At 70.8% G+C, this 22,632-nt stretch carries 20 protein-coding genes; 13 read left to right on the top strand and 7 right to left on the bottom strand.

Annotation, left to right across the window (positions count from 1 at the left end):
• Window positions 1–183: 183 nt before the first annotated feature.
• The 3 genes from BGO46_RS01260 to BGO46_RS01250 form a co-directional block, all read right to left on the bottom strand.
• A complete protein-coding gene (locus BGO46_RS01260; RefSeq protein WP_292674440.1) occupies window positions 184–645 on the bottom strand; it encodes a hypothetical protein in 462 nt (153 codons plus the stop codon).
• A 4-nt stretch (window positions 646–649) separates the two neighbouring features.
• The gene (locus BGO46_RS01255; protein WP_292674442.1) at window positions 650–2,446 is read right to left on the bottom strand and encodes a biotin carboxylase N-terminal domain-containing protein; all 1,797 of its coding nucleotides are present in this window, start codon (window positions 2,444–2,446) and stop codon (window positions 650–652) included.
• A 78-nt stretch (window positions 2,447–2,524) separates the two neighbouring features.
• Window positions 2,525–3,181, bottom strand: a complete 657-nt coding sequence (locus BGO46_RS01250; protein WP_292674444.1) for a nucleoside triphosphate pyrophosphatase — start codon at window positions 3,179–3,181, stop codon at window positions 2,525–2,527.
• 79 nt (window positions 3,182–3,260) lie between these two features.
• Here BGO46_RS01250 and BGO46_RS01245 point away from each other — a divergent pair, with 79 nt between their 5' ends.
• Genes BGO46_RS01245 through BGO46_RS01230 form a run of 4 tightly spaced genes read left to right on the top strand, consistent with a single transcriptional unit; the run spans window position 3,261 to window position 7,622 of the window.
• Entirely contained in the window at window positions 3,261–4,667 is a 1,407-nt protein-coding gene (locus BGO46_RS01245; protein ID WP_292674446.1) for a TRAM domain-containing protein, read from the top strand.
• Window positions 4,668–4,676: 9 nt separating this feature from the next.
• On the top strand, window positions 4,677–5,345 hold the full coding sequence (locus BGO46_RS01240) for a response regulator transcription factor (RefSeq protein WP_292674448.1): 669 nt from the start codon (window positions 4,677–4,679) through the stop codon (window positions 5,343–5,345).
• The gene (locus tag BGO46_RS01235) at window positions 5,323–6,573 is read left to right on the top strand and encodes an ATP-binding protein (RefSeq protein ID WP_292674450.1); all 1,251 of its coding nucleotides are present in this window, start codon (window positions 5,323–5,325) and stop codon (window positions 6,571–6,573) included. Before BGO46_RS01240 ends, BGO46_RS01235 begins: the two co-directional genes overlap by 23 nt.
• A complete protein-coding gene (locus BGO46_RS01230; protein ID WP_292674451.1) occupies window positions 6,570–7,622 on the top strand; it encodes a hypothetical protein in 1,053 nt (350 codons plus the stop codon). Before BGO46_RS01235 ends, BGO46_RS01230 begins: the two co-directional genes overlap by 4 nt.
• 191 nt (window positions 7,623–7,813) lie before the next feature.
• Here the strand turns inward: BGO46_RS01230 and BGO46_RS01225 are convergent, their stop codons facing one another.
• Window positions 7,814–8,068, bottom strand: coding sequence for an acyl-CoA carboxylase epsilon subunit (locus BGO46_RS01225; protein WP_292674454.1), 255 nt, complete (start codon window positions 8,066–8,068; stop codon window positions 7,814–7,816).
• Complete coding sequence (locus tag BGO46_RS01220; RefSeq protein WP_292674810.1) at window positions 8,065–9,615, bottom strand: acyl-CoA carboxylase subunit beta; 1,551 nt, start codon at window positions 9,613–9,615, stop codon at window positions 8,065–8,067. Before BGO46_RS01220 ends, BGO46_RS01225 begins: the two co-directional genes overlap by 4 nt.
• Before the next feature lie 400 nt (window positions 9,616–10,015).
• Here BGO46_RS01220 and BGO46_RS01215 point away from each other — a divergent pair, with 400 nt between their 5' ends.
• From BGO46_RS01215 to BGO46_RS01185, 7 genes are all read left to right on the top strand, one after another.
• The gene (locus tag BGO46_RS01215; RefSeq protein WP_292674457.1) at window positions 10,016–10,819 is read left to right on the top strand and encodes a biotin--[acetyl-CoA-carboxylase] ligase; all 804 of its coding nucleotides are present in this window, start codon (window positions 10,016–10,018) and stop codon (window positions 10,817–10,819) included.
• 143 nt (window positions 10,820–10,962) lie between these two features.
• Window positions 10,963–11,541, top strand: a complete 579-nt coding sequence (locus BGO46_RS01210) for a PH domain-containing protein (protein WP_292674459.1) — start codon at window positions 10,963–10,965, stop codon at window positions 11,539–11,541.
• Between the two features lie 55 nt (window positions 11,542–11,596).
• A complete protein-coding gene (locus BGO46_RS01205; protein WP_292674463.1) occupies window positions 11,597–12,712 on the top strand; it encodes a 5-(carboxyamino)imidazole ribonucleotide synthase in 1,116 nt (371 codons plus the stop codon).
• 161 nt (window positions 12,713–12,873) lie between these two features.
• Window positions 12,874–13,341 (top strand): 5-(carboxyamino)imidazole ribonucleotide mutase, encoded by a 468-nt coding sequence (gene purE / locus BGO46_RS01200; RefSeq protein WP_292674813.1) that lies wholly within the window; start codon window positions 12,874–12,876, stop codon window positions 13,339–13,341.
• A 146-nt stretch (window positions 13,342–13,487) separates the two neighbouring features.
• A complete protein-coding gene (locus BGO46_RS01195) occupies window positions 13,488–14,882 on the top strand; it encodes an LCP family protein (RefSeq protein WP_292674817.1) in 1,395 nt (464 codons plus the stop codon).
• Window positions 14,879–16,048 (top strand): glycosyltransferase, encoded by a 1,170-nt coding sequence (locus BGO46_RS01190; protein WP_292674466.1) that lies wholly within the window; start codon window positions 14,879–14,881, stop codon window positions 16,046–16,048. Before BGO46_RS01195 ends, BGO46_RS01190 begins: the two co-directional genes overlap by 4 nt.
• Window positions 16,049–16,129: 81 nt before the next feature.
• On the top strand, window positions 16,130–18,154 hold the full coding sequence (locus tag BGO46_RS01185) for a cell wall-binding repeat-containing protein (protein ID WP_292674468.1): 2,025 nt from the start codon (window positions 16,130–16,132) through the stop codon (window positions 18,152–18,154).
• A 19-nt stretch (window positions 18,155–18,173) separates the two neighbouring features.
• Here the strand turns inward: BGO46_RS01185 and BGO46_RS01180 are convergent, their stop codons facing one another.
• The gene (locus BGO46_RS01180; RefSeq protein ID WP_292674470.1) at window positions 18,174–19,586 is read right to left on the bottom strand and encodes a bifunctional dTDP-4-dehydrorhamnose 3,5-epimerase family protein/NAD(P)-dependent oxidoreductase; all 1,413 of its coding nucleotides are present in this window, start codon (window positions 19,584–19,586) and stop codon (window positions 18,174–18,176) included.
• Window positions 19,587–19,659: 73 nt separating this feature from the next.
• On the bottom strand, window positions 19,660–20,658 hold the full coding sequence (gene rfbB, locus BGO46_RS01175; protein ID WP_292674472.1) for a dTDP-glucose 4,6-dehydratase: 999 nt from the start codon (window positions 20,656–20,658) through the stop codon (window positions 19,660–19,662).
• A gap of 58 nt (window positions 20,659–20,716) precedes the next feature.
• Between rfbB and BGO46_RS01170 the strand changes: the two genes are divergently transcribed.
• On the top strand, window positions 20,717–21,649 hold the full coding sequence (locus tag BGO46_RS01170) for a glycosyltransferase family A protein (RefSeq protein ID WP_292674474.1): 933 nt from the start codon (window positions 20,717–20,719) through the stop codon (window positions 21,647–21,649).
• Between the two features lie 65 nt (window positions 21,650–21,714).
• The gene (gene rfbA, locus BGO46_RS01165; RefSeq protein ID WP_292674477.1) at window positions 21,715–22,587 is read left to right on the top strand and encodes a glucose-1-phosphate thymidylyltransferase RfbA; all 873 of its coding nucleotides are present in this window, start codon (window positions 21,715–21,717) and stop codon (window positions 22,585–22,587) included.
• Window positions 22,588–22,632 lie beyond the last annotated feature (45 nt).

The raw sequence follows: 22,632 nt of genomic DNA, 5'->3' as shown, positions 1-22,632 counted from the left end.
CGCGCGGCCCGCGCGACGCACATCAAGTTGGCGCATCCTGCGGGTATCCAGCTGTCAGTGCCGCGTGTCGCGCCAACTTCACAAGCGCGCGCTCGCGCGGCGCGCCACAAGTTGGCGCATCACGTGGGTATCCACCTGCCATTCCCGCGTGTCGCGCCAACTTCACCCGCGCGCCCGCGCGCGCTACCCCTGCGGGAGCGCGACCCAGTAGCCCTCGCCGTCGGGCGAGGTGGCATCCGCGGTGAACGCCGTGAGCTCGCCGACCGCGGTCGGGATCGCGATCGGCGTGAGCAGTCCGCCGTCGTGGCACACGATGTCCTGCGTGACGGTCGTCGACTCGCCTGTCCCCGTGTAGCTCAGCGTGAACTGCGCGCGGTCGGTGCCGATGCAGCGCAGCTCGACCGCGTGCAGCGCCTGCGGGGACGGGTAGGTCTCCGTGACGCCCTCTGAAGAGGCATCCGTCGCGAAGACACCGCCGACGCCGACGCCGTTCGCCGCGATCGCGTCGGAGCCCCACTGCGCCCAGGCAGCGCGCTCCTGGTCGCTGGGCGCGCTGCTCGCGCACGCCGCCAGCAGCACCAGGGCCGCCGCAGACAGTGCGACGCCCGTGCCCAGGCGGGCGGCGAGGCCCGGCATCCGCTTCATGTCGTCAGCTGATCGTGAGCAGCTGGTGCCCGGCCGACACCGTCGTGCCGGGGGTCGCGTCGATCGCGCCGATGACGCCGTCCTTGTGCGCCTGCAGCGGCTGCTCCATCTTCATCGCCTCGAGGACGACGACGAGGTCACCCTTGACGACCTGCTGGCCCTCTTCGACGGCGACCTTGACGATCGTCGCCTGCATCGGCGCCTTGACAGCATCACCCGATGCCCCGGCGCTCACGTTCGCCGTGTGCGAGCGACGCGACGGGGGAGCGGCCGCGGGGCGGCCGATCTTGACGGGGGCCACCGCGATGCGGTCGGGCAGGCTGACCTCGAGGCGCTTGCCCGACACCTCGACGACGACGGTGTGGCGCGGCTCGGCCTCTTCGGGCGCCTCGAGCTCGCCGTCCCACGGCGGGATGTCGTTCTCGAACTCGGTCTCGATCCAGCGCGTGAAGACGCCGAAGCGGCCGTCCTCCGCGGTGAAGGCGGGATCGCGCACGACCTTGCGGTGGAAGGGCAGCACCGTGGGCATCCCTGACACCTCGAACTCGTCGAGCGCGCGGCGTGACCGCTCCAGCGCTTCGGCGCGGTCGCGGCCCGTCACGATGAGCTTGCCCAGCAGCGAGTCGAACGCGCCCGAGACGCTGTCGTTCGCCGTGACGCCGGAATCAAGACGGATGCCCGGGCCGCCGAACGTCTTGAATTGGTGGATCCGACCGGGCTGGGGCAGGAAGTTCCGCCCCGGGTCTTCGCCGTTGATGCGGAACTCGATCGAGTGGCCGACCGGCTCGGGGTCGTCGTAGTCGAGCGTCTCGCCTTCGGCGAGGCGGAACTGCTCGCGGACGAGGTCGATACCGGTCACCTCTTCGGAGACCGGGTGCTCGACCTGCAGACGCGTGTTGACCTCGAGGAACGAGATCGTGCCGTCGGCGCCGATGAGGAACTCGCACGTTCCCGCTCCGACGTAGCCGACCTCCTTGAGGATCGCCTTCGACGATTCGTACAACGTGCGGTTCTGCTCTTCGGTCAGGAACGGCGCGGGCGCCTCTTCGACGAGTTTCTGGTGGCGGCGCTGCAGCGAGCAGTCGCGCGTCGAGATGACGACGACGTTGCCCGCGGCATCTGCGAGGCACTGCGTCTCGACGTGACGCGGCTTGTCGAGGTACTTCTCGACGAAGCACTCGCCGCGGCCGAAGGCCGTGATCGCTTCGCGCGTCGCCGACTCGAACAGCTCGGCGACCTCGTCGAGCTCGCGGGCGACCTTCAGGCCGCGCCCGCCGCCGCCGTAGGCGGCCTTGATCGCGATGGGCAGGCCGTGCTCCTGTGCGAACGCGATGACCTCGTCGGCTCCGGCGACGGGGCCGGGCGTGCCGGGGGCCAGCGGCGCGCCGACCTTCTCGGCGACGTGGCGGGCGGTGACCTTGTCGCCGAGCGACTCGATCGCCTCGGGGCTCGGGCCGATCCAGATCAGGCCGGCCGCGATCACGGCACGGGCGAAGTCGGCGTTCTCGGCGAGGAACCCATAGCCCGGGTGCACGGCGTCGGCGCCGGAGCGGCGGGCGACCGAGAGGATCTTCTCGATCGACAGGTAGGTGTCGGCGCTCGTGACGCCGTCGAGCGCGTACGCCTCATCGGCGAGCTTCGCGTGCATCGCATCGCGGTCCTGGTCGGCGTAGACGGCGACCGAGGCCTTGCCGGCGTCGCGTGCGGCGCGGATCACGCGGACGGCGATCTCCCCGCGGTTCGCGATGAGCACTTTGGTGATCTGCGGGCGCGCGGGCGCCAGGTCCAAGGGGCGGGGCATGGATGCCAGCCTACCCAGCATGCGCGGGTCAGCTTTGGATCACTCGCACAAGATCAACGAAGAAACGTGTGCGAGAAGCTACGAGACTGTGCGGGGTTGCCAAAGGTCGGTCCAGGTGACGCCCAGCTCGCCGCACAGCCGGCGCACCGTCGACAGCGACATCCCGACGACCGTCGACGGGTCGCCCTCGACACGGTCGATGAACGCGCCGCCGAGGCTGTCGACGGTGAAGGCTCCGGCGACCAGCAGCGGTTCGCCCGTGGCGACGTAGGCGTCGATCTCGGCATCCGTCACGTCGGCGGCGAAGCCGACGGATGCCTCGGCGACGGCGTGCGCCTCGCGCAGCGGCTCGCCGGGCGCGACCCGGTACACGCTGTGGCCCGAGTGCAGCACGCCCGTGCGCCCGCGCATCGCACGCCAGCGGGCGGCGGCGACCTCGGGCAGGTACGGCTTGCCGAGGATCTCGCCGTCGAGCTCGAACATCGAGTCGCCGCCGATGACGAGACCGTCGAACGACGGATCCTCGGCGACGAGAGTGGCCGCGACATCGGCGGCCTTGCGCCGCGCGAGCAGCAGCACGTGCTCGTCGGGCGGCAGCGTGCGCGCTTCGCGCGTCTCGACGTCGGCGATCACCGCCTCTTCGTCGACCTGCGGCGCGCGCGTGAGCGGCTCGATGCCCGCCTGCCGCAGCAGCATGAGGCGGGCGGGAGAGGTGGATGCCAAGCACACGCGCATCCCCCCAGGGTAGAGCGCGGGTTGGGGCGGACATCGCACGGGTACGCGCGGTGCCGGGGTTCGGGGGAGGATGGGAACCATGCCCGATGAGTATCTCGACCTCGATGTGACCGATGTCGCGCACGGCGGCGTCTTCGTCGCGCGGCACGAGGGTCGCGTCGTCTTCGTCGCCGACGCGATCGACGGCGAGCGGGTGCGCGTGCAGCTCACCGACACCGCCAAGTCGTCGTTCTGGCGCGCCGATGTCGTTGAGGTGCTGGATGCCTCGCCGCACCGCCGCGCGCATGTGTGGCCGGCCGCGGACGTCGCCACAGCTCCCGCCGACCGGCCCGGCGGAGCCGAGTTCGGGCACATCGATCTCGCGCACCAGCGGGCGCTGAAGCAGCGTGTGCTCGATGACGCGCTGATCCGGTTCGCAGGCATCCCCGAGCCTGACACGACGCTCTCGCCCGCGGGTGGGGTCGGCGACCACGGTGCAGGGGAGCACCCCGACGGCCTGCGCTGGCGCACGCGAGTCAGCCTGCACGTCGACGACGAGGGGCGGATCGGCCCGTTCGCGGCGCGCAGCCACCGCGTCATTCAGAACCCCGATCTGCCGCTCGCGACGGCGGAGATCGAAGCGGTCGCGGCGACTTTGGGCGGCACTCCGGGAGGTTTCGCGCCCGGCCGCGTCGACCTCGTCCAGCCCTCCGACGGCAGCGTGCGTGTCATCGTCCGCCCGGCCGCCGAGCGCCGCCCGACCGCAGAACGCGCCGGCGCCGAACGCCCCGCAGAACGCCGAGCCGGCGCCGAACCCGGCGCGAAGGCCCGACGCCAGCCCCGCGGCCGCACCCGCACGGCCCGTCCACCGCGCCCCGCCGAGGATCCAACGGCCCGCGAGACCGTCGTCGAGCGCGTCGGCGATCGTGAGTTCCGCGTTGACGCGGGTGGGTTCTGGCAGGTGCACCGCCTCGCGGCGTCGACGCTGACCTCCGCCGTGCGCACGGCGCTGGAGAGCACCGGCATCGATCCGTCCGCGCACCACCTCGACCTGTACGGCGGCGTCGGTCTGTTCGCCGCCGCGATCGCCGAGGCGGCCGGCCCCGCGGCCCGCGTGACGAGCGTCGAATCGGATGCCCGGGCCACCGAGCACGCCGGCGAGAACCTCGCCGAGTGGGTCGGCGCGCGCGCCGAGACCGAGCGCACCGACCGCTACCTCGCGCGGCTGCTCGCCCAGTCCGGCGCCGCCGACCGGGCGCGGCTCGCGCGCGGTGTCGTGCTGGTCGACCCGCCGCGCGCGGGTGCCGGGCGCGAGGTCGTCGAGCGGATCGCAGCGCTCTCCCCGGCATCCGTCGTCTACGTCGCGTGTGACCCCGTCGCGCTCGCGCGCGACCTCGGCACGTTCCGCGGTCTCGGCTACGAGCCGGCCCGCATCGACGCGTTCGACCTGTTCCCGCACTCGCACCACGTCGAGGCCGTCGCCGTGCTCGCGCGGGCGGCTGGCTAGGCTGACAGCGTGATCCGCGTCGCCCTCATCGACGACCACGAGTCCGTGCGGCTCGGGCTCGAGGCGGCGTGCGCGCGGGCGGGCACGACTCAGGTCGTGTTCTCCGGCGTGACGGTCAGTGCGTACTTGCGGTGGCGGGCGGATGCCGGTGTCGCACCCGTCGACGTCGTCGTGCTCGACCTGATGCTCGGCGACGGCGCGACCGTGACCGAGAACGTGCAGCGGGTCGTGACCGACGGATCGCCCGTGCTCATCCACAGCGTCGCCGACCGGCCGGCGGCCGTGCGCGAAGCGCTCAGCGCGGGAGCGACGGGCGTGATCAGCAAGGCATCCCGCACCGATGACGTCATGGCGGCGATCGCGACGATCGCGCGCGGCGAACCGCTCGAGAACATCGAATGGGCCAACGCCGTCGACGGCGACCGTGCGTTCGCCGACGCGCAGCTGTCCGCGCGCGAGCGCGACGTGCTGCGCCTTTACGCGGCGGGGCTGCCGCTGAAGGCCGTCGCCGAGCGCCTCGGGGTCGCGTACTCCACGGCCAAGGAGAACATCACGCGCGTGCGCGTCAAGTACGTCGAGGTCGGCAGACCCGCGCCCACGAAGGTCGACCTGCTGCGGCGGGCCATGGAGGACGGGCTCGTCGGGCACGATCGCGGTGACGGCCCCGGTGGCCGCTGACCGGCCGCCCCTCGCCGTCGACCCGACGATCCGCCGTCGTCTCGGCGACATCTCCGTCGGTGCCGAGCGTTTCACCCAATCGCGCGTCGAGCGCATCGCGTCGCTCGTCGTCGCCCTCGGCTGCGGCGTGCTCGGCACGCAGTCACTCATCAACGCGCTCGGCTCGACGCAGGAGACGACGGCGTGGCATCCCATCCTGATGATCGCCGCGTTCGTGCCGCTCGCGTTCATGATCGCGGCACTCGTGACGGGCATCCTCTCGCGCACCGCAAGCCGCGTGTGCGCCGTAGCGCTCGCCGCCGTGTTCGCGGGCTGGCCGCTTGCGACGGCCGGGATCATCGCTGACCCGCTCACCCCGCCGTGGATCTGGTACCTCCTGAACGTCGCGACGGCGGCGGCCGTCATGGCCTTCCGGCTGCCGTTGCAGATCGTCTGGGCCGTGCTCATCCCCGTGCTGTACGGGGTTGCGCGGGTGTTCCACGTCGGCGTCGGACCCGCGCGGATCAGCAACACAGCGCTCGACGTCGTGTTCGCGATGATCCTCGCGGCCGTCATCATCACGCTCGGCTGGATGTTGCGATGGTCCGCGATCGGGATCGACCGCGCCCGGCGCGACGCCGTCGCCTCCTACGCGGCAGCGGCCGCCGCCGACGCCGCCGAGACCGAGCGCGTCGCCGTCGCGGCGCTCATGCACGACAGTGTGCTGGCCGCCCTCATCGCCGCCGAGCGCGCGACGACTCCGCGGGAGGAGGCGCTCGCCGTCGCGATGGCGCGTGAGGCGCTGACCCGGCTCGCCAACGCCGAGCAGGATGCCGGGGAAGGGTCGGACGAGCCGATGCCCGCGGCAGCGGTGGTCGCCGGCATCGAGCGCGCCGGATCCGAGCTCGGACTGACCCTGCCGATCACGGCCGAGGTCGACGCGGCGGTCGACGCGATCCCCGGCCGCGTCGTGCGATCGCTCGTGCTGGCGGCGACGCAGGCGCTGGCGAACGCCGTCCAACACGCGGGCGGCGTGGGGCTGTCGGTGCACATCAAGGCAGCGGACGGGGTCGTCGCGGTGCGGATCAGCGATGCGGGGGCCGGGTTCGATCCGGATGCCGTGGCGGCCGACCGTCTCGGCATCCGCGGATCGATCGTGGCCCGCATGGCGGCCTCGGGCGGACGCGCACGCGTGCAGACGAGCCACGCTGGCACGACCGTGCACCTGGAGTGGGAGCGGCCCCGATGAAGGCGGGGGTGGGCACCGTCCTCTCGGTGCTGGGCGTGGCCTTCACGGCCTACCTCGCGGCGGGCGCTCTGCTGTGGACGACGGCACCGCAGTACCCGCTGCTGCAGGTGAGTGCGGTCGCGCTCTATCTGCTCACGACCTGGGTGTGCATCTTCTGGAAGGTCCCGCGCGCAGCGGGGCGGCAGGAACCGCGCCGCTTCGGCGAGCGGACCCTGCTGCCGGCGTGGGCGGCGGCGCTCGCGATCGCCGTCGCGGTAATCGTGCCCAGCGCGACCTGGATCGCGGCGGGGCACGACGGGCGCCTCGCCGACTACGGTACGTGGGCGATCGGCGGCGTGGGCGCGCTCATGGCGATCGTGATGGTGCGCCGCCGGCCCTGGACGGCGTGGATCGGCGTCGTGCTCGTCGCGGTCGCGGCGATCGGGTGGATCGGTGTGTCGGCCGCCCTCGCCTTCGGCGTCGTCGGCGACGTGCTGTGGGTCGCCGTCGCGCAGCTGCTCACCTGGCTCGTCGATCGGGCGGCGCGCGACACGGCGCAGTTGACCGACATGCAGCGCGCCGCCTCGGAGTGGCTCGCGTCGCAAGAGAGTGTGCGCCGCGAACGGCGCACACTCATCCAGCGTGCGCTCGCCGTCGCCGGGCCGATCCTCGCGCACACGATCACGGTGGCCGGACGCCTCGATGAGACCGAGCGACAGCTCGCCCGGATCGCCGAGGGCACCCTGCGCGATGAGCTGCGCGGGGCGGCGCTGCTGGACGATGAGGTGCGCGCGGCGCTGTCGTCGGCCCGGGCGCGCGGTACTGTCGTGTCGGTGCTCGACGAAGGCGGACTCGACGACCTGTCGGCCGACGAGCGCGCCGCGCTGCGGGGCGACCTCGCGCGGGTGCTCACGGGCGCCCGGTCGCAGCGCCTGTTCGTGCGCACCTCGACGCACGACCAGATCGCCCTCACCGTCGTCGGCCGCTCTGCGGGCGACGACGGTGAAGACGCGGTCGACCTGTGGCACGAGTTCGCGCGGCGCCCGGCGCCTGAGCGCCAGCCGGAGTGAGAGGAGGAGGCGAGGGGCGGCGAAGCCGCCCGCCCCTCGCCATGCGAGTCGGTTACCCGAAAACCGGACTCGCGAGGGTGCGGTCGCGCGAAGAGCGCGGGTGCACCGAACGCAGAAGCGTTCCAGCTCCACCAGTCTGACGGGTGGGCAAGAACCTGTCTGTAGGTATTTTGGGGGACATGCTCGCGGCGCTATGCGCCGAAGCGGCCCCAGCCGATCTCGCGGCGCAGCGGCGCGCGCAGGCGCTCCGACACGCGCCAGGCTGAGGGGCGCGGCTCCGTCTCGGCGACGGCATCCGCCGCCTCGCGGCTGTAGGCCTCGGTCACGACCGCGACGACGGCGGCGAGCTCTTCGGGGGTCGGGTCGCCGCGGAGCACCTCGACGCGGATGGCTGCCGGCGCGGCATCCATCTCGTTCGTGCCCCCGACGTTGTCTGCCCCGCTCATAGCGGGATGTTACCGTGCTTCTTCGCGGGTAGGCTGGCCCGCTTGCCGCGCAGCGCGCGCAGCGACTTGGCGATCGAGACGCGCGTCTGCGCCGGCTCGATGATGCCGTCCAACTCGCCGCGCTCGGCGGCCAGGAACGGCGATGCCACGTTGTACGTGTACTCGTTCGCGAGCTTGGTGCGCACCGCCGCGACATCCTCGCCGGCCTCTTCGGCACGCTTGATCTCGCCGCGGTAGAGGATGTTGACGGCGCCCTGCCCGCCCATCACAGCGATCTCCGCCGTCGGCCACGCGAGGTTCACGTCGGCGCCGAGCTGCTTCGAACCCATCACGATGTACGCGCCGCCGTAGGCCTTGCGCAGGATCACGGTCACCAGCGGCACGGTCGCCTCGGCGTACGCGTACAGCAGCTTCGCGCCGCGGCGGATGACGCCCGTCCACTCCTGGTCGGTGCCGGGCAGGTAGCCGGGCACGTCGACGAGCGTCACGATCGGGATTGAGAACGCGTCGCAGAACCGCACGAAGCGGGATGCCTTCTCGCCGGCCTCGATGTTGAGGGTGCCCGCCATCTGCGAGGGCTGGTTCGCGATGATGCCGACGGTGCGACCCTCGATGCGGCCGAGGCCGATCACGATGTTCGGCGCGTACAGCGGCTGCACCTCGAGGAAGTCGCCGCCGTCGACGAGGTGGCCGATGACCTGGTGGATGTCGTAGGGCTGGTTCGGGGAGTCCGGGATGATCGCGTTGAGCACCCGATCGGCATCCGTCGTCTCCCACTCGAACGTGTTCTCGTAGACCGGGATGTCGGCCATGCTGTTGTCGGGCAGGTACCCGATCATCGTGCGCGCGTAGTCGAGGGCGTCGTCCTCGTCTTCGGCCAGGTAGTGCGCGACACCGGAGCGCGTGTTGTGCGTGTACGCGCCGCCGAGCTCCTCCATGCCGACGTCCTCGCCCGTGACGGTCTTGATGACGTCGGGGCCGGTCACGAACATCTGCGAGGTCTTGTCGACCATGATGACGAAGTCGGTGAGGGCAGGGGAGTAGACCGCGCCGCCGGCGGCGGGACCCATGATGATCGAGATCTGCGGGATCACGCCCGAGGCCGCAGTGTTCAGGCGGAAGATCTCGCCGTACTTGCCGAGGGCGACGACGCCCTCCTGAATGCGGGCTCCGCCCGAGTCGAGGATGCCGATGATGGGCATCCCGCCGCGCAGGGCGAACTCCATCGCCTTGATGATCTTGTCGCCGGCGACCTCGCCGAGCGATCCGCCGAAGGTCGTGAAGTCCTGCGCGTAGACCGTGACGGTGCGGCCGTGGATCGTGCCGATGCCCGTGATGACCGAATCGCCGTAGGGGCGGGAGCGGTCCATGCCGAACGCCGTCGTGCGGTGGCGCACGTATTCGTCGAGCTCGACGAACGAGCCCGGGTCGACGAGCAGCTCGATGCGCTCGCGGGCCGTGAGCTTGCCCTTCGCGTGCTGCTTCTCGCGAGCGCCCACCTCGGCGTCGACGATCGCCTCCTGGTAGCGCCGGCGGAGGTCGGCGATCTTGCCGGCTGTCGTGGCGAGGTCGGGCTGCGTCGAGACCTGGGGCTGCGCGGTCTCGGTCTGCTCTGGCTGGTTCGGCTGCTCTGGCACGCATTCCACCCTAGTGACCGTCCGGACCGGACGGTTGGGGGAGTGCGACAGCCGCTCGCGCGATCCGCTGTGCGAGTCCTCCAGTCCTCGGGTGTCTGCGGCCGGCGCGGCGCGCGTCTCGCAGCGCGCAGCCGGCGCTCCGCCGGGCGCGCGGCCGGCTCACCGCGGGCTCGCGCGGCCGGTTCGCCGCAATAACTCAGGACCAGCGCCGGTGGCCGTCGGCCTGACCCGCGGAATCTCGGCTGCGGCCCCGCGGCGAGGCCGCGCATCTCCTGAGTTATTGCGGTGGCGGCGCGCGTAGGGTGGGCCTATGTCGATCCCGAACGAGGGTTACCCGCTCGCGGCGGCGGTGTCGCCGCGACTGCAGTACGTCGAGACCGTCGCCTCGACCAACGCGAAGCTGCTGCACGACGCGGCCGAGGCACCCGACGGGCATCCGCACCTCTCGGTCCTCTTCACGCGGGATCAGCGCGCCGGGCGCGGCCGACTCGACCGCGTCTGGACGGCGCCGCCCGGCGCGGCCCTCGCGATCTCGGTGCTGCTGCGCGTCGGCGCGATCAATATCGCCGACCGCGGGTGGATCCCGCTTGTGGCGGGCGCCGCGATGGCGGATGCCGTGGCGGCACAACTGCCGGGTGCCGAGGTCTGGGTCAAGTGGCCCAACGACGTGCTCGTCGGACCGGCGGGCGCGGGCTATGAAGCCGGGGCGCGCAAGATCTGTGGCATCCTCGCCGAAGTCGTTCCGTCCGACCCCTTCGCGGTCGTCGTGGGGGCAGGCGTCAACACGGCGATGGCATCCGTCGACCTGCCGGTGCCCACGGCGACCTCGTTCGCCGATCAGGGCGCGGTCGCCGATGAGGATCGGCTGCTCGCCGACTACCTGACCGCCCTGCGGGATGGCATCGCCGATCTCGCGGTGGGCGGGCACGCCGCCGTCGCCGGGCGGATCTCCGATCGGTGCCGCACGCTCGGCGCCGACGTGTCGGTCTCGCTGCCGGACGGCGAGACCGTGCGCGGGCGCGCCGCGCGCCTCGACGACGCCGGGCGGCTTGTCGTCGAGCGCGACGGTCGCGAGGTCGTCGTCGGTGCGGGGGATGTCGTGCACGTGCGCTGAGGGGCGCGTGCCGCCCGCTGCTCGCGGCCGCCGTGCCGCGCTCGGTTGCCCGCAAGCAGGCTGAATCGTCACGCGCGGCGTGGGATCGGGCATCCTCGGCTGGTTGAGCCTGCTCTCGGACCGGGACCGGCCACAATGGAGGGGTGACTCAGCCGCTTTCGTACCCGGGGCGCCCGCTCACGCCGGCGCCGGGTGCCGAGACGCGCGAACTGCGCATCGCGCGCGTGCGGTCGCACGCCCGGCGGCTGTTCTGGCCGTCGCTCGTGCTGATCGCCGTCGCGGGCGCGGTCGGGTACTTCAGCGGGAACATCCCGGCGCCGGTTTCCGAGTGGCTGAGTGATTGGATGCTGTGGGCGGTGGCGGGCATCCTCGTCCTGTTCCTGGTGGTCGTGCCGTACCTGCGCTGGCTGGCCCGGACGTACACCGTCACGACGCGTCGGGTCATCGCGCAGTCAGGGCTGTTGCGGCGCAACCGCACCGAGATCCTGCACGCCCGCGGATACACGATCGGAGAGCGCCGCGGTCCGCTGCAGCGACTGTGGGGCTCGGGCACGCTGTCGCTGTCGAACGGAGTGGACGAGCCGGTGCGCCTGGTCGACATCCCCTCGGTGCGGCTGATGCACGAGGCGCTCGCCGATCAGGTCGAGGTCAGTCAGATCCTCGCGCACCGCGACTCGCACGCCATGCCGATCGTCCCCGGCCCGCCGCCCCCGCTGCCCTGACCCCGCCGCGCGGGGAGCGCGGGTGCGGGATGATGGGGTGGACGAAAGGCAGCGCATGGCACTGAAGGTCGGAATCATCGGCGGCGGGCAGCTGGCCCGGATGATGATCGCGCCGGCGGTCGAGCTCGGACTCGACGTGCGGGTACTCGCCGAGCAGCCCGACATGTCGGCGGCCCTCGCCGCGACGGCGACGGGTGACTACCGCGACCTCGAGACGGTGCGCGCGTTCGCGCGCGAGGTCGATGTCGTCACGTTCGACCACGAGCACGTCCCGCAGGAGGTGCTGCGCGCGCTCGTCGCCGACGGCGTCGCCGTGCATCCCGGCCCCGACGCCCTGCAGTTCGCGCAGGACAAGCTGCGCATGCGCGCGCGGCTGGCCGAGCTCGACGTGCCGCAGCCCGAGTGGGCCGAGGTGGCGGATGCCGCGCAGCTGCAGACGTTCCTGGATGCCAACGGTGGCCGCGCCGTCGTGAAGACGCCGCGCGGCGGGTACGACGGCAAGGGCGTCCGGGTCGTGACCTCGCCCGCCGAGGTCGCGGACTGGTTCGGCGACGGCGCGCTGCTCGCGGAAGAACTCGTCGACTTCAGCCGCGAGCTCGCTCAACAGGTGGCGCGCCGCCCCTCGGGCGATCTGGTCGCCTACCCGGTCGTCGAGACGGTGCAGCGCGGCGGCGTATGCGCCGAAGTCATCGCGCCGGCGCCCCACGGCGCGCTGCGTCTCACCGAGGTCGCGGCGGGCATCGGGGCATCCATCGCCGAAGGACTCGGCGTCACCGGCATGCTCGCGGTCGAGCTGTTCGAGACCACCGATGAGCGTCTGCTCGTCAACGAGCTCGCGATGCGCCCGCACAACAGCGGGCACTGGAGTCAGGACGGCGCCGCGACCTCGCAGTTCGAGCAGCACCTGCGCGCCGTGCTCGACCTGCCGCTGGGCGACGCGGCGCCGCGTCAGCCGTGGGCCGTGATGGTCAATATCCTCGGCGGCCCCGCGGATGCCTCGCTCGAGAGCCGCCTGCCCGCGGCGCTCGCCGCGCACCCCGCCGCGAAGGTGCACACCTACGGCAAGGCGCCGCGTCCGGGCCGCAAGGTCGGCCACGTCAACGCCATCGGCGATGACCTGGATGCCGTCGTCTACGAAGCCCGCGCCACTGCGGCCTTCTTCGGCGACTGATTCACGTTTCGAGGAGCGCAAATGGCTCCCGAAACCCGGTTCGGCGAGCCATTTGCGCTCCCCGAGCGCGCGCCGCTCCGGGATCTTCCAGGGTGTCGCCCTAGCCTGGTCGGGTGACTTCGGCTCTGCACTCCTCGGCATCCCCTCTCGTCGGTGTCGTCATGGGCTCCGATTCCGACTGGCGGATCATGAGTGACGCCTCACAGGTGCTCAGTGAGTTCGGCATCCCGCACGAGGTCGAGGTCGTGTCGGCGCACCGCACGCCCGACAAGCTGATGACGTACGGGCGGGATGCCCGTGCCCGTGGCCTGCGCGCGATCATTGCGGGCGCCGGCGGAGCGGCGCACCTGCCCGGCATGCTCGCCTCCATGACGGCGCTGCCCGTCATCGGCGTGCCCGTGCAGCTCGCAACCCTCGACGGGATGGACTCGCTGCTGAGCATCGTGCAGATGCCGGCAGGCATCCCCGTGGCGACCGTGTCGATCAACGGCGCGAAGAACGCGGGCCTGCTCGCGGCGCGCATCCTGGGCACCTCCGACGAGCGCCTCGCCGATCGCGTCGAGCAGTACGCGAAGCTGCTCGAGCAGCAGGTCGAGGAGAAGAACCGCCGCCTCAAGGACTCTCTGTGAGTGTCGCTCCGCCGTCCGCCCCGCCGCGGCCACCGCTGCCGCCGCGACCCGGCGACGGCCACTCGAGCGACGGTCACTCGAGCGGCGGCAACCCGAGCAAGGGCGCACGCGGCGGCAGCGTCGGGGTCATCCTCGGCGACCAGCCGATGCGGCGGCCCGACGCGCGCTCGCCGCGGGTCATGACCCGCCGCGGCTGGTGGCTCATCGCGCTGAACTTCCTGATCCCCGGCTCTGCGCAGTCGCTCGCGGGCTCGCGCCGGCTCGCTCGCGTCGGACTGAGCGCGACCCTGCTCATGTGGGTGCTGGTCGTGCTCGCGATCGCGGCCCTCGTCGTGTGGCCGTCGCTGCTGACGACTCTCGCGACGAACGTCGCTTTCCTGCTCGTGCTGCAGGTCGTGTTGCTCGCCTACGCGGTGCTGTGGGTGGTGCTCACGATCGATACGCTGCGGCTCGTGCGCCTGGTCAAAACCCGCCCGGTGGCGCGGCCGCTCATCGCCCTCGCTGCGATCCTCGGACTCGTCGTGAGCGGTGGCGGCGTCGCCTACGCCTCGCAGCAGATCATCGGGCCGGCGCGCGAGCTGCTGGCATCCATCTTCACCAACAACGAACCGGCCGTGGCACCGTCGAACGGCTACTACAACTTCCTGCTGCTGGGCGCCGACAGCGGCCTCGGACGCGATTCCATGCGCTTCGACAGCATCTCTGTCGTCTCGGTGAACGCCGAGACGGGGGCCGTGCACATCACGGGCATCCCGCGTGACCTCGCCTACGCGCCGTTCTCGGACGGGCCGATGCACGACCTGTACCCCGACGGGTTCACAGGACACCCCTCCGCGACGTGCGGGTGGGGGCCGGGCATCAACCAGCTCATGAACGCCGTCGAGGTCTGCCAGCCGAACGGCGGCGCCGACATCTACCCGGATGCCGCGGACAACGGCTCGACGCCCGCGATCGAGGCGACGAAGGATGCCGCGGAGGGGATCCTCGGCATCGAGATCCCCTACTACGTGTTCGTCGACATGAAGGGCTTCGCCGACATCGTCGATGCGCTCGGTGGCGTCGACATCACCGTCACCGAACGCCTGCCCGAAGGCGGCGGGCCCGCGTACGAGGGGCAGTCCGCCGAAGAGTGGGCGACGGGCTGGATCGAGGTCGGGCCGCAGCACATGGACGGTGACACGGCGCAGTGGTACGCGCGGTCGCGCTACACGACGAGCGATTGGGACCGCATGCGGCGCCAGCGCGAGCTGCAGCAGGCGATTCTCGCGCAGGCGAACCCGGCGAACGTGCTCGCGCGCTTCCAGCAGGTCGCGGCCGCGGGTGAAGACCTCGTGCAGACCGACATCCCGGCGTCGCTGCTGCCGTTCCTCGTCGATCTCGCCGTCAAGGCGAAGGAGCAGCCGGTCGCCACCCTCGAGCTCACCCCTGACGGGGCGGGCATCGACACCGACAACCCGACGGCGGACGAGTACGCGCACGTGCGCGACCTCATCCAGCAGGCGCTCTACCCGCCGTCGCCGACCCCCACCGCGGCGCCATGACGACGAACCTTCGGGTGGTCCTGGACCAGATCGTGACGCCGACGGATGCCACGCTCGCGATGGCATCCCGCGAACTGACCCGCGCGCTGGTGCGCACGGCGCCCTCCGGATGCGCGGTCGAGGGGATCGTCCCCGCCGCGACCGACGCGGCGGCCGCGATCGAGGCGGCGGTGCCGGGCCTCGTCGACCTGACCCGCACGGCGCTGCCGCGGCGCGAGCTCGCCGCCGCGTGGCAGCTCGGCGTCGCGCCTGGACTCGGTGGCCTCATCCACTCGCCGTCGATGCTCGCGCCGCTCGTCAAGCACGATCGCGTGCACGATCACGACCAGATCGTCGTGACGGCGTGGGACCTGGATGCCTGGGAACGGCCCGGTGAGCTCGCCCGCGGCGCCGTGACGTGGCACAAGGCGATGCTCAAGCGGGCGGTCAAGCACGCTGATGCCGTGGTCGTGCCGACGCATGCCGCCGCGGAGCGGCTCGGCGAGCTCGGCGCGTTCGGTGACCGCATCCGTGTGATCGCGGGAGCGGCGCCGGCCGCGTTCGCCGTGCCGACCGACGAGATCGGCCGGCGTCGCGCACTGAATCTGCCCGACGGGTTCGTGCTCGTGGCGGGGTCGTCCGCGGCATCCGCCCGACTCGACGAAGCCTTCGCCGCGATCGCGCGTGCCGGGGCCGACCTGCCGGTCGTGGTGCTGGATGCCCCCGACGGCGACGAGCCCGCCGTCGTCGAGCTCGCCGAAGCGGCGGGGATCGATGCGGGGCGTGTGCACGTGCGCGGAACGCTCGATGACGCCGACCGCGCCGCCGTGTTCGGTGCGGCGGTGGCCTTCGTCGCGCCGTCGAGGCGGACGGCGTTCCCGTGGCGTGTGGTCGAGGCGCTCGCGATCGGCGTGCCGGTCGTGGCGGCAGACACCGAGATGCACCGCGAGGTCATCCTCGATGGGGGAGTGTTCGCGGCTGCCTCGCCCCGTGACAGTGACGGTGACGCCGGCGCCGGCGCCGGCGCCGACGCGGTCGCGGGTGAGGCACTCGGCGACGCGCTCGCGCAGATTCTGGGCTCAGCTGCCGCCGTCGAACGGTACGCCGTGCTGGCCGGCGACCGCGGCCGCGCGTTCTCGTGGCTCGGCGCTGCCGAGCGCGTCTGGCAGCTGCACGCCGACCTGTAGAGCCGCCGCAAACGGCGTGTCTTTGGCGTGTCGGATGGGCGCGTGGTGGTAACAGCAGCGAACTTCCGTAACAATAGTCACATGCACCCCCGGAGCACGCCCCCTCTGCGCCGCCGTGCGCGCCCGCCTGTTCTCGCCGCCCTGGTCGCTGTTTTTGCGCTGATCACGTCGCTTTTCGCTGCAGCTCCGGCGACCGCCGCGACGCCTGCCGACGTAGCCACGGCGCTCGGGGGGAACGTCGTCAAGACAGCCGCCGTCGTGGGCTTCAACCCCGAGAACATCATCAACGACACGCTGTTCTACGACAGCTATTCGATGAGCGCGGCAGAGATCCAGGCATTCCTGGACGCCAAGATCGGCACGTGCAAGAACGGGAACTGCCTCAACGTGCTCAACACCGGCATCTCGACGCGTGACGCCGTGTCCTCGCAGAGCACGGGCAACCTGATCTGCTCGGCGATCCAGGGCGGCACGATGAAGGTATCTGAGCTGATCTACCGGGTGCAGGTGGCGTGCGGAATCTCGGCCAAGGTCATCCTGGTCACGCTGCAGAAGGAACAGGGGCTCGTGACGAGCACCGCGCCGTCAGAGTGGGCTCTCAAGGCCGCGATGGGCGCCTCCTGCCCCGATACTGCGCCCTGCGACCCCGCGTTCGCCGGCGTCGGCCCGCAGATCCTCAAGGGTGCGCAGCAGTTGAAGACGTACAAGGCTGCGGAGTTCGCGAAGCAGCCGGGTGTGAACTGGGTCGGCTACAGTCCGAACAGCGCCTGTGGCGGCACGAATCTCAACATCGCCAACTACGCCACCGCCGCGCTGTACTCATACACGCCCTATCAGCCGAACGCCGCGGCGCTCGCGGCGGGCTACGGGCTGGGTGACGGTTGTTCGAGCTACGGCAACCGCAACTTCTACAACTACTACACGGCATGGTTCGGGTCGACGCAGGCCACCGTCGACCCGTGCAAGGCACCGCCGGCGTCGGCGATCACCGCGGCCGGCGGCGAATACGTGACGACGGCGAGCCTCAATGGCCGCGCCGCGCCGACGACCGAGTGCTCCAACGTCCTCGCAACCTTCCCGACCGGCACCCGCGTGACGCGTCTGGGTGTCGTCGGAGTCTGGTGGCAGGTCAAGGTCGGCGGCATCGTGTACTGGGTGCACAGTGACTACCTGACGACGGCGCCCGACATGACGTACACGGTCGGTCGCATCGGTGGGATCGATCGCTATGAGACCGCGATCAAGGTGTCGCAGTCGACGTACCCGTCCGGCGCGGGCACGGTGATGCTCGCATCCGGGACGGACTTCCCCGATGCGCTGGCGGCCGGTGCAGCTGCCGGCGTTGCCGGGGCGTCGTTGCTGCTCACTGATCCGGGCGCGCTGCCGTCGTCGGTCGCGGCAGAGCTGACAAGGCTCAAAGCGACGAGAGTCATCCTCATCGGTGGCGAGGACCGTGTCTCCTCTGCGGTGCGCGCCTCTGTCCAGTCGGTGCTGCCCGGCGCCGCAATCGAGCGGATCGCCGGACGTGACCGCACCGAGACGAGCCTGCTGCTCGCCGCGCGGTTCTTCCCGACGGCGACCGCCGCGTATGTCGTCGACGGACGCAACTTTGCCGATGCGGTGGTCGCCGCCGCTCTCGGAGGCGCAAAGGGGATGCCTGTCATCCTCGTCCCCGGCGGCGACGCAGGTCTTTCGTCCGACATGTCGACGCGGATCAAGGCGCTCGGGGCCGGCATCCGTAGTGTCATCGTCGCCGGCTCCACCGCATCGGTGAGCAGCGGCATCGAGTCGTCGATCAAGGCGGCGGGAGTCGCCACGACGAGAATCGGTGGGATCGACCGCTACGAGACGAGCTATCTGCTCAACGTCAATGCGTACCCGAACGGCGCGACGTCGGTGCTCTTCGCGACCGGGGCGAACTTCCCCGATGCGCTGACGGGGTCGGTCCTGGCGGGTCGGGGCAAGGTGCCGCTGTTCTCGACGCCGACGACCTGCATGGCGGATGCCCCGAAGACGTGGCTTCTGACGTCGAAGGTCACGAGGGTGACGCTGATCGGTGGACTACCGAGCCTGAGTGAGGCAGTCGCCGCATCCGTGCGCTGCTGAGCGTCCCGCTTGACGCGCGTCAGGCGCCGGTGAGCAGAGACGACAGTGAGGTGTCGGCGTCTGACGGCTGGTAGCCGGTGGCCTCGAGCTTGCCGAGGTCGAGGATGCTGTTGCGCGGGCGCGGCGCGACCGGGGTCGTCGCCGCGGCGAAGTACTCGTCGGTCGACACGCCCGTGACGCGCGCGGGGTCGTGCCCGGTGAGCTCGAACACGCGCCGCGCGATGTCGGCCCACGATTGCGGTTCGCCCGCCCCGGTGAGGTTGTAGGTGCCGTATGCGGCGCCGGTGTCGACGAGGTGACGGATGCCGCGGGCGATGTCATCGGTGAACGTGAGGCGACCGATCTGGTCGTCCACGACCTTGGGGTCGATGCCGCGTTCGGCGAGCGACGCCATGGTGCGCACGAAGTTGCCGCCCTCGCCGATGACCCAACTGGTGCGGACGATGTAGTGACGCGGCACGGCAGCGGCGACCGCGTCGCCGGCTGCCTTGGTCTGGCCGTAGACGCCCAGCGGGCGCACGGTGTCGTCCTCGGTGTAGGGGCGTTCGAGCGTCCCGTCGAAGACGTAGTCGCTCGAGACATGCACGAGGGTGATGCCGTTCTCGGCCGCGATGCGGGCGAGGGCGGTGACGCCGGTGACGTTGGCCGCCCAGGCATCCGCGCGCCCTTCGGGGGTCTCGGCGAGGTCGACCTTCGTGTACGCGGCGGCGTTGATGATCGTGCCGTAGTCGCGCCAGCGGCGTGCCGTGGCGAGCCCGGCAGAAGCGAGATCGAGCGTCGCGCGGTCGGCGTACTCGACGTGGGCGGCGTCACCGTACTCGGCCCGCAGGGCGCGGCCGAGCTGGCCGTTCGCGCCCAGCACGAGCACCTTCCGCGGCGGGATCGGCGTGACGTCGGCCAGGCGCGGGTGGGCGAGGTCCTTCGGCGAGATCTCGACGTCGGAAAGCGGGATCGGCCAGTCGATCGCCGCGGTCTCGTCGGCGAGATTGAGGAACGAGTACGCGGCATCCGGCGACCAGTGGTCGTTGACGAGGTACGTGTACGCCGTGTCAGGTTCGAGCGTCTGGTACGAGTTGCCGACACCGCGCGGCACGAAGATCGCCTTCGACGGGTCGAGCTCGGTCGTGTACACCGCGCCGAAGCTGGGGCCCTCACGCAGGTCGACCCACGCGCCGAAGATGCGGCCGGTCGCCACCGAAACCCACTTGTCCCACGGCTCGGCGTGGATGCCACGGGTGGTGCCGACGGCGTCGTTGAACGAGATGTTGTTCTGCACCGGCCCGAAGTCGGCAAGGCCCAGTGCGGTCATCTTCTCGCGCTGCCAGTTCTCCTTGAACCAGCCGCGCGCATCGCCGTGCACGGGCAGGTCGAAGACGACCAGCCCGGGGATCGTGGTCTCGGTGGCCCCGAGGGTCTTGCCGTATTCAGTCATGTGTATCTCCGCTGGAGGTCACGATGGTCGAGGTAAACGCCGGCTGCGCCGGCGCACTCGACCACCGGTGAGGTCACTGTCCCTTGCTGGCGTAGAAGGCTTCGACGCCGTCTTTCGCCGGTGCCCACCAGGCTTCGTTGGCCTTGTACCAGTCGATCGTGGCGGCAAGACCGGCCTCGAAGTCGCGGTACTGGGGAGCCCAGCCGAGTTCGGTGCGCAGCTTGGTGGAGTCGATCGCGTAGCGCAGGTCGTGGCCGGCGCGGTCGGTGACGTGGTCGTACGCGTCGGCATCCTGGCCCATGAGCGTCAGGATCAGTTCGACGACGGTCTTGTTGTCCTTCTCGCCGTCGGCACCGATGAGGTACGTCTCGCCGGTCACACCCTTCTCGAGGATCGTCAGCACGGCGGACGAGTGATCGTCGGCGTGGATCCAGTCGCGCACGTTCTCACCCGCGCCGTACAGCTTGGGGCGGATGCCGCGGATCACGTTGGTGATCTGGCGGGGGATGAACTTCTCCACGTGCTGGTACGGGCCGTAGTTGTTCGAGCAGTTGGAGATCGTCGCCTGCACCCCGAACGAGCGCACCCAGGCCCGCACGAGCAGGTCCGACCCGGCCTTGGTGGACGAGTACGGGGACGACGGGTTGTACGGCGTGTTCTCGGTGAACCGCTCCGGGTCATCCAGCTCGAGGTCGCCGTAGACCTCGTCGGTGGAGATGTGGTGCAGGCGGGTGCCGTGCTTGCGGGCGGCTTCGAGCAGCGTGTACGTGCCGATGATGTTCGTGTCCAGGAACGGACGCGGATCGTTCAGCGAATTGTCGTTGTGCGACTCGGCGGCATAGTGCACGACGGCGTCCGCGTTCGCGAACAGGCCGTCGACGAGGGCCGCGTCGGCGATGTCGCCCTGCACGAACGTGAACCGGTCTTCCGGCAACCCCGCCAGCGAGGCCAGGTTCCCGGCGTAGGTCAACTTGTCGAGCACCGTGACGTGGTCGTCGGTGTGCTCGATCACGTGGTGGACGAAGTTCGAACCGATGAAGCCGGCACCACCGGTCACGACGAGTCTGCGCATGGGTTCCAGCCTACCGGGGGAGGGGGAGCGCGACTGGCGGGCCGGTACGCTGATTCGCGTGCCTCTCGTTCGTCGTGTCCGGTCGTTCGCCCGTGGAGTAGCCGAGCGATACGGCGGTCTGCCGCGTCCGAGCAGTCAGGTCGACACGCCGACACCCGAGGCGGCGCATGACATCACCCGGCTGTGGCTGCGCTCATCGCGTCCGTTCGGTGCTCGGCGGGTCACCGACTCGGCCGGCGAGGCGGTCATCTGCATGACGACGAGGGGGCGTCGCCTCGCCGATGTCTGGGTCGCGATCGAGTCGATCGGTCGTGGCACGGTGCGGCCGGCACGGTTGATCCTGTGGCTGGACGAGCCGCGGCGGTTGCCCGCCCGGCTCAAGCGCCTCCGCGCGCGCGGCATCGAGATCCGCTTCACTCCCGCGGGCAACCGCGTGCACACGAAGTACTGGCCGTACATCGAGTCCGAGCCCTTGGAGCGCCCGCTCGTCCTGGCCGACGATGACATCGTGTATCCGCCGACCTGGCTTGAAGTACTGCTGCGCGAACATCACAAGACGCCCGACCTCGTCGTCGCCTACCGGGCCCACGTCATCGGGATGACCGGCGAGGACTTCACGCCGTACGCGCAGTGGCGGTCGTGCGATGACGACACGGCGAGCTTCGCGCATCTCGCGACCTCGGTGTCCGGGCAGGTGCTGCCGGTCGCGTTGCAGCGCGCTCTGCATGCGGAGGGTGTCGCCTTCCGCGAGTTGGCGCCGACCAACGATGACATCTGGATCCATCGCACCGCCGTGGGCGCAGGCATCCGCACCCGACAGGCGCTCCCCGGCCAGCGGCACTGGCCGTTCGTGCCCGGTTCGCAGGGCGAAGGTCTCAACATCGTCAACGTCGTGGGCGGTGCCAACGACGCGCAACTGGCGACGTGTCACACCGCCGTGACGCGCCAGCGGATCCGCGACGACATCGATCGGGCAGCGGTCACGCCGTGATCCGCGCGGGCGCCGACTCGGAACGGGTTTAGGCAGACGCGCACGGATGCGAGAGACTGGATGCCATGCGTGGCATCATTCTCGCGGGCGGCACAGGCTCCCGGCTGCACCCCATCACTCTCGGTACCTCGAAGCAGCTCGTGCCCGTGTACGACAAGCCGATGGTCTACTACCCGCTGTCGACGCTGATTCTTGCGGGCATCCGCGACATCCTCGTCATCACGACCCCGCACGATTCGGACCAGTTCCAGCGACTGCTCGGTGACGGCTCGCAGTTCGGTGTCTCGATCTCGTACAAGACGCAGCCGTCGCCTGACGGGCTGGCGCAGGCGTTCGTGCTCGGTGAAGAGCACATCGGCTCAGACAGTGTCGCGCTCGTGCTGGGTGACAACATCTTCTACGGTCCCGGCATGGGGACGCGGTTGCGCCAGTACAACGAACTGACCGGTGGTGTCGTGTTCGGCTACTGGGTCGATGACGCCACCGCGTACGGCGTCGTGGAGTTCGATCGCGAGGGCAACGTCGTCTCGATCGAGGAGAAGCCCGCGCAGCCCAAGAGCAACTATGCGGTTCCCGGTCTGTACTTCTACGACAACGACGTCGTCGAGATCGCGAAGAACCTCGCGCCGTCGCCGCGTGGCGAACTGGAGATCACCGACGTCAACCGCACATACCTCGAGCGCGGCGCGCTCAAGGTCGAGCTGCTGCCGCGCGGTACCGCGTGGCTCGACACGGGGACGTTCGATTCGCTCAGCGAGGCCACAGACTTCATCCGTACGGTGGAACGGCGCCAGGGGCTGTCGATCGGATGCCCCGAGGAGGTCGCGTGGCGGCTCGGATTCCTGACGGACGACGAGTTGCGCGAGCGCGCCGAGCCCCTGGTCAAGAGCGGATACGGCACGTACCTTCTCAAGGCCTTGGCGCAGGGACGAGGCTGACCCCGCGAGGGTGGGCTGCCCGCCCGCGCAGGCGACCGACGATGC

The sequence above is a fragment of the Microbacterium sp. 70-16 genome (assembly GCF_001898315.1).
Classification (GTDB): domain Bacteria; phylum Actinomycetota; class Actinomycetes; order Actinomycetales; family Microbacteriaceae; genus Microbacterium.
The sequence above is the reverse complement of the archived record's forward strand: the minus strand, read 5'-3'. Positions and strand labels throughout refer to the sequence as shown.